This window comes from Streptomyces sp. NPDC050997 (assembly GCF_040660135.1).
Classification (GTDB): Bacteria; Actinomycetota; Actinomycetes; order Streptomycetales; family Streptomycetaceae; genus Streptomyces.
The window spans coordinates 282,083-295,147 of record NZ_JBFAGK010000009.1 but is presented as its reverse complement, the minus strand read 5'-3'; the positions used below and the strand labels follow the sequence as shown (position 1 = coordinate 295,147).

At 69.1% G+C, this 13,065-nt stretch carries 11 protein-coding genes; 5 read left to right on the top strand and 6 right to left on the bottom strand.

Annotation, left to right across the window (positions count from 1 at the left end; genetic code table 11):
• Positions 1 to 20: 20 nt before the first annotated feature.
• The 3 genes from AB0H86_RS22585 to AB0H86_RS22575 all read right to left on the bottom strand — a co-directional run bounded on the left by AB0H86_RS22585 (position 21) and on the right by AB0H86_RS22575 (position 3,084).
• Positions 21 to 890, bottom strand: coding sequence for a recombinase family protein (locus AB0H86_RS22585; protein ID WP_362441399.1), 870 nt, complete (start codon positions 888 to 890; stop codon positions 21 to 23).
• A gap of 368 nt (positions 891 to 1,258) precedes the next feature.
• A complete protein-coding gene (locus AB0H86_RS22580; RefSeq protein ID WP_362441396.1) occupies positions 1,259 to 2,110 on the bottom strand; it encodes an LLM class flavin-dependent oxidoreductase in 852 nt (283 codons plus the stop codon).
• A gap of 41 nt (positions 2,111 to 2,151) precedes the next feature.
• On the bottom strand, positions 2,152 to 3,084 hold the full coding sequence (locus AB0H86_RS22575) for a chlorophyllase (RefSeq protein ID WP_362441394.1): 933 nt from the start codon (positions 3,082 to 3,084) through the stop codon (positions 2,152 to 2,154).
• Positions 3,085 to 3,215: 131 nt separating this feature from the next.
• Between AB0H86_RS22575 and AB0H86_RS22570 the strand changes: the two genes are divergently transcribed.
• A complete protein-coding gene (locus tag AB0H86_RS22570) occupies positions 3,216 to 3,827 on the top strand; it encodes a TetR/AcrR family transcriptional regulator (protein WP_362441391.1) in 612 nt (203 codons plus the stop codon).
• A gap of 168 nt (positions 3,828 to 3,995) precedes the next feature.
• On the opposite strand, the gene AB0H86_RS22565 is transcribed toward AB0H86_RS22570, so the two are convergent.
• The 3 genes from AB0H86_RS22565 to AB0H86_RS22555 form a co-directional block, all read right to left on the bottom strand.
• Positions 3,996 to 6,890, bottom strand: coding sequence for a Tn3 family transposase (locus AB0H86_RS22565; protein WP_362441388.1), 2,895 nt, complete (start codon positions 6,888 to 6,890; stop codon positions 3,996 to 3,998).
• Positions 6,887 to 7,207 carry a DUF4158 domain-containing protein gene (locus AB0H86_RS22560; protein WP_362441385.1) on the bottom strand — a complete coding sequence of 107 codons (321 nt, stop codon included), beginning with the start codon at positions 7,205 to 7,207 and terminating at the stop codon, positions 6,887 to 6,889. Before AB0H86_RS22560 ends, AB0H86_RS22565 begins: the two co-directional genes overlap by 4 nt.
• 246 nt (positions 7,208 to 7,453) lie before the next feature.
• On the bottom strand, positions 7,454 to 8,200 hold the full coding sequence (locus tag AB0H86_RS22555) for an IclR family transcriptional regulator (protein WP_362441598.1): 747 nt from the start codon (positions 8,198 to 8,200) through the stop codon (positions 7,454 to 7,456).
• A 271-nt stretch (positions 8,201 to 8,471) separates the two neighbouring features.
• Between AB0H86_RS22555 and solA the strand changes: the two genes are divergently transcribed.
• From solA to AB0H86_RS22535, 4 genes are all read left to right on the top strand, one after another.
• A complete protein-coding gene (gene solA / locus AB0H86_RS22550) occupies positions 8,472 to 9,605 on the top strand; it encodes an N-methyl-L-tryptophan oxidase (protein ID WP_362441382.1) in 1,134 nt (377 codons plus the stop codon).
• Positions 9,606 to 9,610: 5 nt separating this feature from the next.
• Positions 9,611 to 10,612, top strand: coding sequence for a succinylglutamate desuccinylase/aspartoacylase family protein (locus tag AB0H86_RS22545; RefSeq protein WP_362441379.1), 1,002 nt, complete (start codon positions 9,611 to 9,613; stop codon positions 10,610 to 10,612).
• A 178-nt stretch (positions 10,613 to 10,790) separates the two neighbouring features.
• The gene (locus AB0H86_RS22540; protein ID WP_362441595.1) at positions 10,791 to 11,885 is read left to right on the top strand and encodes an ABC transporter substrate-binding protein; all 1,095 of its coding nucleotides are present in this window, start codon (positions 10,791 to 10,793) and stop codon (positions 11,883 to 11,885) included.
• Positions 11,878 to 13,062 (top strand): ABC transporter ATP-binding protein, encoded by a 1,185-nt coding sequence (locus tag AB0H86_RS22535; RefSeq protein WP_362441377.1) that lies wholly within the window; start codon positions 11,878 to 11,880, stop codon positions 13,060 to 13,062. The genes AB0H86_RS22540 and AB0H86_RS22535 overlap by 8 nt, the downstream gene beginning before the upstream one ends.
• Positions 13,063 to 13,065 lie beyond the last annotated feature (3 nt).

Sequence of the window (13,065 nt, the reverse complement as noted above, 5' to 3'; positions counted from 1 at the left end):
TTGAACCTCTGACGGGTCTTCTACGGTGCCGAGATCACGGCGGCGTGTTCGTCGTGGTCGCGCAGCATCCGCATCACGGTCGCCGGTGACGGATGCTGGCCCTTCTTCTTGCCGGTGGTGATGACGAGCCGCTTGGCCATGTCGCGCAGGCTCATCTCCTGCTCTCGCAGGTGCAGGGCCATGGACAGCATGGATTCGTCTGCGACGCTGGCGCCGCCGATGGTCTTGCCGCGCTTCCTCGCGGATTCGTGGCCTTCGAGGGTGCGGTCGCGGATGTACTCGCGTTCCATACCGGACATGGCCGCCAGCACGGTGAACACGATGCCGGACGGGTCGTGCGAGCCCTTCAGTTCCCCGGTGAGGAACTCCAGGCCGATGTCGCTCGCCTTCAGTTCCTCGGCGAGCATGGCGAGTTCGATGCCGCGGCCGAGCCGCTTGTGTTCGTGGACGACGAGGGTGACGCGCACACCGGAGGAGCGGATCTCCCCGGCGAGCTTGACGGCGGTCTCCAACTCGGGGCGTCGGGCGGAGCGGGTGGAGATCTTCTCCGAGAAGACCCGGGTCACTCCGGCTTCGGCGAGGGAGTCCAACTGCGCGTCCAGGGACTGCCGTCCGGTCGAGGCGCGGGCGTACCCGAGACGGACGTGTCCGACTGGCTCGGCGCCGGCGCTCGCGGGCTGGGGCAGTTCGGTCCAGACCGAGCCCGGCTTCCGTACGGCGGAAGTCGGCACGCTGAGCGCCTTCGCGAGTTGGGGCACGAGACGGAATCGGGCGGTGTGGTACTGGATCGCCACCTTGCCCTTGCCGGTGCGGCATGGGGAGCCCGCCGGAGCGGCGCAGGTGGACATCGGGCAGGTGTGCGATTCCACGCGCTTGAAGTCGTCGCTCACGCCCCAAACCGTTTCATGAGGATGTTTCAGGCGTCCAGCCGTTTGCAACAACTCATGAAACATGATCGCCGCAGGTGGACCTTCGGGCGGCGGGGTGTTTCATGAGCGACCGCCTATGAAACAACCTCAGTGTCCGCGTTGTCGCCTCTTCGAGTCGGCGGACGTCCTCGCCGCCCGCCTACGACACCGATTCGCGCCTGTGACCTACCTGGCCGCTGGCGTGTGGCACGTTTCGCTCGTATTCCGGTCCCACCCCCACTGCGGTGAGCTCCCGATCGAACGGTGGGTGGGTCCTCGTCATCGGTGGCTCCTCGGTTTCAGGGGCAGCGGTGGCGCCGCCCTCGCGTTGTGGACCGTGATCCGGTGTATCAGTTCGTGTCGGAGAGCGGGTCGATGATGGTGTCGGCGACCCGGCGTGCGACCTCGGCCGGGTAGGGCCCGTCGAGTCCGAGGACGATGTGACTGAACCCGCCGTCGAGTGCCGCGCGGACGACGTGGCGGGTGTCCTGGGGCCGGTCGTAGGAGGCGGGCAGGACGATGGATCGGGTGATCTCTGCGGGGTTGCGGCCGATCTCGGCGCACAGCCGGTCCAGCGTGGCGCTGCGGGCGATCGCCTGCTCGATGCTGCCCCCGGGCATGTTCCAACGGTCGGCGTGCTCGGCCACCACGCGCAGCGTCGGGGTGGCCTGGCCGCCGATCAGGATCGGCGGGTGGGGTTGTTGGACGGGTTTGGGACCGCAGAACGCGCCCGTCAGCTGGTGGTAATCGCCTTGGAAGTCGAACGGTGCGGTTTCGGTCCATAGTCTGCGGATGATCGTGCACGCCTCGGCGAGGCTTCCGACCGCGTGGGCGGCATCGTGGAAGGGAAGGCCGTGAGCTGCGTACTCACGCCGGGCCATTGGCACGTCGGGCCGAGAGCCCGCGCCGATGCCGAACTCGAGCCGGCCGCCGGAGATGACATCGACAGTGGCGGCGATCTTGGCCAGCATGGCCGGTGGGCGGAACCTGTTGCTGGTGACCATCACCCCGAGCCGCAACCGCTCGGTTCGGGCTGCGAGAGCGGACAGCAGTGTCCAGCCCTCGAAGGTGGGCCCGTTCGGGTCGCCGCCGAGCGGCATGAGGTGGTCGAACAGCCAGGCGTGCTCGATCTGCGGGATGCCGTCCGCCTCACGCCAGACCCGCAGGACATCGTCGTAGGCGACCTGAGATGGGGCGGTCATGATCCCGAAACTGGGCCTGCGGGCCGGCGCGAGGGGGTTGGTCACTTCGAGTCGATCCTCCCCAGCGCGTCGACGGCCGCGGCCAGGGACCGGCGGGCGGTAGGCCACACGTCGTTGTCGAGGCCCAGCGCGGTACGCAGATACGCCAGGGTGACGTGCTGGACGACCGCGACACGCTCGGGGCTTTCGTCGGTGGTCCGCGTGTCGTTGGAACCCAGGATGCCGCCGAGTACGTGTTCCGCGCCGAACAGGGTCAGCAGATCGGTGGCGCCCGAGCTGAGGCGATAGCCGTCGGTGAACCAGTCCGGACCGCGCACCGTCAGCGGGGACTGGTCATGGTCGCCGGCGACGATCAGGCTCGGCGTCTTCAGCTCGGCGAAATCAGGGCTCATGAACGGGAAGTACTGGACGGCGAGCGGGCTCAGGTCGGCGCCGCCGGTACCGGGCAGGCACAGCAGTACCGCCGCCTTCACACGCGAGTCGCTCATGCTCCCACCGGGAGTGCCGTCGGCGTCGACGACCCGTGCGCCCGCGAGGGTGCTGGCGGTCTGTGCGCCCCACGAGTGTCCGGCGACCGCGATGCGGTCGTGGTCGATGCGGCCGGCCAGCCCGGGCACGCCGGCTTCGATGGTGCCGAGCTGGTCGAGGATCCCGGTCAGGTCGTCGGTCCGGATACGCCAGATGAGCGGGGTGCGCGGGTCGTCGGGGAGCAGGCCCAGCGAGTCGAGATGGGTGGGCTGGACGACGACGAACCCGCGGGCGGCCCAGAAGCCGACCAGCGGTGCGTAATCGTCCATGGTCGCTGCCATGCCGCCCGAGAAGACGACGACAGGCAGGTTGTGGCCGGTCGTCGGCGCTGTGACCCGTACCTGCAGGTCCTGGCCGCGGTCCGGGGCGGCCAGTGCGATCGGTCTGACAGATATGACCGGGGCGGTGGAGTCGTTGCCGCCGTCGGCGGACGTGGTGTCGCTCATGAGGTGAATGTCTTTCTCGGAGGGGCCCAGTGGCCCGTGCTTCGCGGCGTCTGGCATGATTGAAATGCGGAGCCCCGCTCCGCATTACGATACGGAACGTTGCTCCGCTTTGCAAGTGGGAGATGCTCACGATGTCCACGCCCAACACGCCGCCACCCCCTGTCGGCCGCAAGCGATCCGACGTCCGCCGAAACGAGCAGATACTGCTGGACGCCGCGGCGGCCGTGTTCGTCCGTGCGGGAGTCGACGCTCCCGTGCGGGAGATCGCCGCCGAATCGGGCCTCGGCATGGGCACCATCTACCGCCACTTCCCCACCCGGGCGGAACTGGTGGTCGCCGTCTTCAGGCACCAGGTCGACGCGCTCTCCACCGCCGTGCACACGGCGCCCGCTGCCGATACGCCGTACGAGGTCCTGCGGCTGTGGGTGCACCAATTCGCCGACTTCCTGGTCACCAAGCACGGCCTCGCCGAGGCACTGCACTCGGACCAAGCCGGATTCGAGAGCCTGCACAACGAGTTCGTCGAACGCCTGCTGCCCGTGCTCGACCAGCTGCTGAAAGCGTCCGCCGCCGCCGGCTCCACACACGCGGACATCCGCGCCTACGACTTCATGCTCGCCATCGGCAACCTGTGCATCGGAGTCGGAACCTTCCCCGACTACCAGGCCCGCCGCATGATCGACCTGCTGCTCGCCGGCCTGGCACAGACCGCCCCAGCACCGACAGCCAGCGAACCGAAATAGCGCCAGCGCTCACGCACGCCCGTGCCAGGACCCTGTAGAGCTGATCGCGGGTGAGGCCGTCGGGACCGGAGTGGGAGCTGTTCGACGGACCTTGTGGCGGCGGGTCCGTAGGGACTGGTGACCGAACTGCTCGGTGGTCCTGGCGGAACCCTTCGGTAAGTCGGGCAGTCAGGCGGCCTGACCGAGGCCGGCGGTGGTGAGGTCCTGCTCGCGCAGCGGGGTGAAGTCGATGTCGAGCGTCGGGTCGTACGCCTCGGGCTGGATGCCGACTTCGTGAGTGCTGTACTCGCCGAACCGGTTGATGTGCTCGGTCAGATACGGCGAGATGTGCGCCAGGTCCTCCGGATCGATCTCCCAACCCTCCTCCAGCAACTGCCGCACGATCTCCGCGATGTCCAGGGCATTGTGGAAGATCACCGCGTTCGTGAGCAGGGCGTTGAACTTCATTGCCTTCTCCTGCTCGATCGGGTCGTTGTCTGCGATGACCCCGCGGTTTCCGAAGCCGACCCACTGCGAGAACCGGTTGAACGACTCCACCTTGTTCGTCGCCGCAGTCACCCGCCGCCGCAGCGGCGCGTCCGAGAGGTAACGCAGCAGCTGCACGGTGCGGATCACGCGGCCGACCTCGCGGAAGGCAGCGTAGGTGGCGTTCTTCCGCGACCCGGAGCGCAGCCGCTTGAGCAGCGTGGAAGAGGAGATCGCCCCCTCCCTCACGGAGACGGCCACGCGCATCAGGTGGCGGAACTGGGACTCGATCAGGTCGAAGTCGATGACGTTCTTGCCCGGCTCGCCGAACAGGGCGTCGATGTGCACGTACTCGCTCTGCTTGGAGGGCCGGTAGAAGGCCAGTTCCTTCCAGTTCCTGATCCTGGGCATCAGGTCAAAGCCCAGCAGGTGGGCGAGCGCAAAGACAGGGAAGCTCTGGCCTTGGGTATCTGCATGCACGGTGGTCGGCTGCACCTCGCTTGTGTTCTTCAGCAGGCCCTCGATGATGTAGACGGCCTCCCACACGCCGCACGGGATGAAGTGCGTGAACAGCGCGATGTACGTGTCCGAGATGTGGTGGTAGGTGATCCCGCCCGGCTTGCCGTACCTGACGCTCGTCTCGGAGAGCAGGTTGTCGAGATAGGTGTCCATGTGGGTGCCGTCCGCCGTGACGGCGGTCCCGTCGCCCCACGCCTGCGAGATGTCCAGGCGTGCGTGCGCGTTGACCAGGTCGGAGATCACCTCGTTCAGCAGCACGATCGAGAAGTGCCGGTTCGCGACGTACGACAGCTCGTGCCCGCTCACGCCGGGGATGTGCCGGGCAGCTTCGTAGGGGCCCATGTTGGTGCCCTTGACGAACGTGACGATCACGTACCGGCCCAAGGGGTCGGTGAGCTTGGGCTCGTTCCCGGAGGGCGGGCCGAAACGGCGCCACCACTCCACCCAGTACGCGGTCCGGGCCACGATCCCCATCAGTGAGCGCTCCGGCATCCTCGCCTTGATCTCCTGCTCCAGCAGCTTCGCCGAGGGCCGCTGACCGTCAGCCCGGTGCGCCTTCAGCGACGGGATGCCCGTCTCCGGATCGATGACCAGGCCCTCGTTGTCCGGGTACCCGGAATCCGTCGCCGCGGCGGCGTTCCGCAGCTTGTCCTCCAGCTGACGGCGGAAGAACTTCGCGTCGAACTCGGTGGTCTCGCCCTCCTCACACAGGCCGACCTCCCCCAGATAGGACCCCAGCGTCTCCTGGACAGCCTCCCAGTCCAGCAGTTGCTCGGACCAGTCGGCGTACTCCTCCGAGCCCACCACGGCCACATCACCGGTACGCAACTCCTCCGCGAGAGCGGTGAAGACCATCGCCTCGAAGTGCTTGCGGACGAACTGCCCGGTCCGGGTCTTGTCGACCACAGCCTTGCGCCAGTTCTGCGTGGCAAAGGAGATGTCGACCTCCTTGCCCTCCTCGTTGAAGGCGGTGATGTACTCGCCGCGGGCACTCTGGTGCCGCTGGGCGTGCGCGAGTGCGTCCAACACCCGGCTGTCCTCGCTGGTCGCGGTGAACTCCAGCTTGTCAGCCAAGTCGAACATCACCGCCCGGTCCCGGCCGATCTGCCCGTACAGCAGCACTTCCCAGAAGTTGCCGTGGTGGGCGGAGACCTTCTCGATCTGCTCGTACTGCTTGGTGAACCCGCCGAAGCTCTCCACCGCCTGCGTGACCGCGCCGAGGCCGCCGGCCTGCACCACCTGGGCCCTCACCAAGGCGAGGACTGCCGGGGAGACCCTGCCCTCCAGCCGCCGCGTGACCTCGGCGGCCGACGCCTCCTCGTCCAGGCCCTGAAGGGCCTGGCGGGCCTCGGCGGTCATGGCTGCGGCCTTCTCCAACGCCTCCTGGGCCGGGCCGCCCGCGTCGATGTGCTTGAGCACCGTGCGGTAGTTCCCGATCAGGGCCTCGACGATCTCCCGCTCGGCGAGCCGGATCTCCTCCAGCTCCGCCCTGGCCTTCTTGATCTTCGTGGCCACGCGCTTGCAGAACATCGTCGCGAGGTCGTCCCGCACCCGCATCCGCGCCTTGTGCGTCAGGGCCGCGACCAGCGCGATGCGCTTGACGGGGACGAAGTCCCGCAGCTCCGAGGCATCGGCTGCGTCCGCCTCCCCAGCGAAGTCGGTAATCTTCCCTGCGGCGACACCGTCCATCCACACACAGGTGTCGCCGAGATCGTCCAACCATTCCAGACGCTTGGTCAGGTTCTTGAAGTGCGACCAGGTCGGGCCCTGCGCGGGCTTTTTCAGCCGGTTGAACAGCGTCGTCCCGTCGCTGTCGCGCTCCTCCAGCAGCCGCAGCAGCCCCGCCCGCTGAGCGGCGCTCATGCGGTCGTGGATGCCCGCGCGGATCGAGGCGTTCACCTCGGTGCGGATCTTCGAGGCCATCTTGTCGAAGGCGGAGAACCCGGGTAGCTCCAGCCCGGCCTCCACCACCTTTTCCAGCGCGATGTTGATGAGGTCCGCCGGGCGGTTCTTCGCCGCAGCCTCCTTGCGGATCGACTGCTCGGCGATCCCACGGGCCTTGGCCTGGTCGTATTTCACGCCGGGTTGCTTACGGACCAAGCCCCGGTGATGCTTGGCCTCTCTGCCCGGTACACCGGCAGCGTGCCCTCCGGCAGCTCTACCTGACGTCGCACGAAGTCCACCACCATCTCGGGGATGTCCTCCACCGCCGGGAAACACCCCATGCGCTGGTACGACTTCAGCATCAGCAGCAGGGCCACCAGATGCTCATCGCAGTCCGTGGCATCGGCCGCCCACTCCAGCTCGTCGCGAGTCGGCGAGAAGAACAGATGCAGCTCGTGCGCGGTGATCAGCCGCTTGAACCGCGGATACGCGGTCCGCTCGATCGAAGTCACAACCCACCTCAGGCCCGGACGACAACAACATCACCAACGAAACTGAGCCGAATGGGTGACGGGCCGAGCCTCTCGAGGCTTCAAGGTCATTCCGTTGCCCCTTTGCCGCGTATCTCGGTCACACCCCACCAAGGGGCGCGGGGCTGTGTCAATTCGCGGCTCCGCCGCGTGGGCGCGTTTAGCCACAGACTCCCCGCGCCCGCGTAACTCCCCGCCCGCGCACAACCCCTCGCACCCGCGGAGCGCTCACGCACCCAAACGGCGCGCCGCGATCTCCTTCGCCGTCTCCCCGACAAGAAGCCCCAGCTCAGGAAGGTGTCCCGGGTCGAACCGTGACTCCGGCATGGACACCGCGATCGTCGCCAGCGGTGTCCCGTCCTCGTCCAGGATCGCCGCTGCCACGGCGCACACATCTGGCCGGTACTGATTCCGGTTGACCGAGTAGCCGTCCTCGCGTATGCGGTCCAGCTCGGCGTGCAACGCTCCCGCATCGGTCGGCGTCGCCTCGCCGAACGCCTCCAGCCCCCGCTCGACGAGCTCATCGACGTCCGCCTTCGGCAGCTGCGCCAGGACGGCGCGCCCGGTGGCGGTGGCGTGCAGCGGAGACGTGTCGCCGATGGCGTGGAACGTCCGTACCGCATGCGTGCAGTCCACCCGGTCGACGACCACCATGCCCTGCAGCGCGTCCGGCACCGACAGATGAATGGTCTCGTTCACCGTGTCCCGCAGCCGGATCATGGGCTCCCGCGCCGCGGCGAAGAGGCTCGACCCCTGAAGTGCCGCCGGCCGTACGGCGAGCACCCGCGCGCCGATCTCCCAGCGTGTCGTGTCCTTGCGGTTCGCGCGCAGCCACCCCGCCTCGTTCAGCGTGACCAGCGTGCGCTGCACCGTCGACTTGGGCAGTCCGAACAGTTTGGTCAGCTCGCCGACGGTCACCGGCTGGTGCTGGGCCACCGCCTCCAGGATGCGCAGTGACCTGGTGACGCTCTTCATTTCCATCTGGTTTCCCCCGTTAACTCTGCGAATTCCTCGCGTACACCCCTTGACTCCCTCCAGCGGCCGCTGCCAAGCTCGTGCCAGATTCTAGCACAGCGTTCCACAATGTGGCACGGGCGCCGAAGAAGAAGCAGAGCCCGAAGCCCTCTCCCCGAACGGCGCGAGCCGTGGCCCTCCGGGCCCGAAACCGCCGCCCCTTCCGGAATCCCCAAGTCCGCAAAACCGGGCGTTCAGCATCCACGCTCCGGGAGTCGAAAGGAACCCCCTCGTGTCTGCCAGCAAGCGCGTCGCCGTCGTCGGCGTCGGAACGATGGGCAGCCAGGCCGCCTGGCGCCTGGCGGCCCGAGGAGCCGAGGTCGTCGGCTACGACCGCTTCGCCCCGGGCCACGACCGCAGCGCCGCGGGCGGCGAGACCCGGATCTTCCGCAGCGCCCACTTCGAGGACTCCCGGTACGTCCCGCTGCTCCAGCACGCCGACGCCCTCTGGGAGGAACTCCAGCGGGAGACCGGCCGGGAGCTGCGCCGCCTGACCGGATGCCTGCTGATGGGGCCGACCGCGCACCAGCAGATGGCGACCGTGCTGCGGTCCATCGCCGAGCACGGCCTCGACCACGAGGTCCTCGACGCCCGGCTGCTGGCCAAGCGTTTCCCGCAGTTCCGGATCGAGGACGGCGACGCGGCCGTACTCGACCGCCGCGCGGGGTTCATCCGCCCCGAGCTGACGATCCACACCGCCGCCCGCCGCGCCGAGCAGTTGGGCGCCCGCATCCACCGCTACACCACGGTCCGTGAGATCGTCCCGAGCGGCAGCGGGGTCGAGGTCCGCACCGACGCCGGCGGCGAGTGGTTCGACGCGGCCGTGGTCAGCCCGGGCCCCTGGGTGAACGACCTGCTGCCCGACCTCCCGTGGGAGGTGGACATCCGCCGGCTGATCAACGCCTGGTACGTGCCCACCACCGACGCCTGGTTCGGCGAGGAGCGGCCGGCCTTCATCCGTACCGCGCCCACCCACTGCTACGGACTGCCGTCCCCGGACGGGGTCTCCGTCAAGCTCGGCCTGTCCCGGGCCCTGCACCGCCCGGCCGGCGACCCGGACCGGCTGGACCGGACGGTGGCGCCCGAGGAGCTGGACGTCTTCACCGAGCTGCTCGGCCGGTACCTGCCCGACCTGCACCCGGACCCGGTCCGCCTCTCCGTCTTCATGGAGGGCTACACCGAGAGCAGCCGCCCGCTTGTCGGCCCGCTGCCGGGCAACGACAACGTGGTGCTGCTCGCGGGTTTCTCCGGCCACGGTTTCAAGCTCTCGCCCGCTTTCGGCGACATCGCGGCGGATCTCGCGCTGGACGGCACCTCGGCCCGGCCCATCGACTTCATCTCCACCCTCGACCGGCAGGCGGCGTGACGACCATGACCAATGACCTGCTGTCCGTCGGCCCCCTGCACGCCGCCCCCGGCACCAAGACCCGCGGCACCGTCCCCGCCGACCTCGGAACCCTTACCGTCGACATTCCGCTGACCCTGGTCAACGGCGCCCGCCCCGGCCCACGCGTCGTCATCACCGCCGGTGTCCACGGCGGCGAGTTCACCGGAGTCGACGCCGCCACCCGGCTCGCGGCCCTGCTGGACCCCGCCGACGTGCACGGCCGGATCATCGTGTGCCCGGTCGCCAACCCGCCGGCCGTGTACCAGGGGCGCCTCGGCGTCTCCCCGCTCGACGGCGTCAACATCAACCGCGTCTTCCCCGGCGCCCCCGACGGCGGCCCCACCGAGCGACTCGCCGCCTGGCTCTTCGCCCACCTGCTGAACGGCGCCGACGCCTATGTGGACCTGCACTCCGGCGGCATCGACGAGGTCCTGCGCGACTTCGTCGGCTACCGCCTCACCGGCGACCCGGACCTCGACGCGAGGACCGCGGACATGGCCGGCGCGCTCGGCGTCGAGGACGTCATCCTCGGGCTGAACGCGGACGGCGGCAACAGTCACGCGGCCGCCGCCCGCGAGGGGATCCCGGCGATCCTGGTCGAGACCGGCCAACTCGGCGAGCGCGCACCGGAGTCGGCCCGTCGCCTCGTCGGCGGTCTGTACCGGTTGCTGCGTCGGCTCGGCACCCTGGACGCGGACCACCCGGTCGACGAACCCGCCGCTGTCCGCGCCTGGGTATGGGCGGCCGGCGTCACCGCCGAGGCCACCGGCCTGTGGTACCCGGAGTTCACGCTCGGGGACGACGTGACGGAGGGCCAGGTCATCGGCCGCGTCATCGACCCGTCCGACGGTCAGGAGCACAAGGTCCACGCCCCCGCCACCGGCCGTGTCTTCTACGGAATGCACGGCCTCACCGTCGCCCCCGGCGCGGAACTGGCCGCCATCGCCGCACCGGCCCCCCGGGACACGGACACCGACCACACCTGACCCCCCCCCGTACTCCACCCCCCCCGTACTCCCCCCCGTACTCCACCCCCCTGGTACTCCCCGTACCCCACCGCACCACCAGAACGAGACCCACCAGCACGCACCCCTCTTCACGTACCGCACCCCCAGGAGGCTCCCGGTGACGAATCGAATTGCGGCCCTGCCGCGTGGCGCCCGGATGGACCGCAGAGTGTTTCTGCGCGGAGCGGGCGGAGTCGCGGCAGGCATCGCCGCCACCTCGCTCACCGCGTGCGGCACCGGCACCAGCCGGTCCGTCGGCGGCGGCGCCGGCGCCGGCAAGTCCTCCAAGACGCTCGTCGTCCGCAACAGCGGCGGCAGCTACGGCGACGCCAACCAACAGGCGATCTATGAGCCGTTCACCAAGGAGACCGGCATCCAGGTCAAGGTGGTGAACATCGCGTACGCGCAGATGCTCGCCCAGGTCAAGCAGGGCCGCCCCCAGTTCGACGTCATCGACGACTCGATGGCGGACTTCGTCCTCTTCAAGCAGCAGGGCGCCACCGAGGAACTCGACTTCGACCGGCTGAAGAACTTCAAGAACGCCGGCATAGCCAAGAACCTCGTGGCCAGCAACGCGGTGGGCAAGAACTACTGGGCCAGCGTGATGGCGTACCGTACGGACGCCTTTGGTGGGAAGAAACCTTCCTCCTGGGCCGACTTCTGGGACACCAAGGCGTTCCCCGGTGACCGCGCCCTCCAGGCCCTGGACGCGGACCTGCCCGAGCTGGAGTTCGCCCTTCTCGCCGACGGCGTACCGCTGGACCAGCTCTACCCCCTCGACGTGGACCGGGCCTTCAGGTCCCTCGACGCCGTCAAAGGACACGTCAAGAAGTTCTGGGACACCGGCGCGCTGCCCGGCGTCCTGCTGGGCCGCCAGGAGGTCGTCGCCTCCAGCGTCTGGCACGGCCGCCTCGACGACCTGATCAAGGGCGGTTCGCCGCTCGCCTACCAGTGGAACGGCGCACGTCGGCAGAGCAACGCCCTGGGCATCCCCAAGGGCACGGCGAACCTCGACGCCGCCTACCAGCTCGTCGACTTCGCGCTGCGCCCCGAGGTGCAGGCGCACTTCGCCGAGCTCTACCCGATGGGCCCGAGCGTGCCCGCCGCCTACAAGAAGCTCTCCGCCACCACCGCGGCCAACCTGGCCAGCTCTCCCGGGCACCTGGACTCCGGCTTCGACCTGGACGTCGACTGGTGGATCAAGAACCAGGACGCCGTGTCGAAGCGCTGGCAGGAGTGGACGCATGCCTGAGCTGAACGTGATGTCCGAGCCCTCGGTGCGCCCCCCGATGACCACCGGTACCGGGAAACCCCTCTCCGTGACCGCGCTGCGCAAGACCTACGGCGGGGTCACCGCCGTGGACGAGGTCTCCATGGAGATCGCGGCCGGCGAGTTCGTCACCTTCCTCGGGTCCTCCGGCTCCGGCAAGACGACCACCCTGATGATGATCGCCGGATTCTGCGAACCCGACTCCGGGAGCATCGTCGTCGGCGGCCGAGACGTGACCCGGCTGGCCCCGCAGAAGCGCGGACTGGGCTTCGTCTTCCAGCAGTACCTGCTCTTCCCGCACATGTCGGTGTGGGAGAACGTCGCCTTCCCGCTGCAACTGCGCGGTGTGCCCAAGGCGGAACTGCGCCGCCGGGTCGGCGAGACGCTGGAGATGGCCGGGCTGTCCGCCATGTCCCGCCGGCGTCCACGCGAACTGTCCGGCGGCCAGCAGCAGCGTGTCGCGCTGTGCCGGGCCCTGGTCTACCGCCCGCCGGTGATCCTCATGGACGAGCCGCTCGGCGCCCTCGACAAGAAACTGCGCGACCAGCTCCAGACCGAGATCAAGCGCATCCAGCGCGAACTCGGCCTGACCGTCATCTATGTGACGCATGATCAGGAAGAGGCGCTCGTCCTCTCGGACCGGATCGCGGTGATGCGGGACGGCCGGATCGACCAGTTCGACACCCCGCAGGAGCTCTTCGAGCGCCCCCGCACCCCGTTCGTCGCCGACTTTCTCGGTGCCGCCAACTTCCTCCCGGGACGTGTGGAGGAGCAGACCGCGGACCACACACTCGTCCGGCTCGACAGCGGCGGCCTGCTGAAGGCCCGCCCCCAACCCGCGCCGCCGCCCCCGCCCCAGGCCGCCTCCCGGAGCGCGTCCCAGGCCGCCCGGGTACGCGCAGCCGTCCAGCCCGGCCGACTGGCCCTGTGTCCGCCCGAGCACGGGTTCTGTACCGGGACCGTGGAGGCGGTCACCTACGTGGGCACGCTCGTACGGGCCACCGTCCGCCCCCTGGGCGGCGCACCCGGTGACCTCGTACGGCTGGAACTCCCCGCCGGACACGCCCCGGCCCTCGGCGAGCGCGTCGGCGTGACCGCGGCCCCCGCGAACGTCAGCGTCTTTCCCGACGTCGTTCCCGACACGGAAAGCGGTGGGTGAACC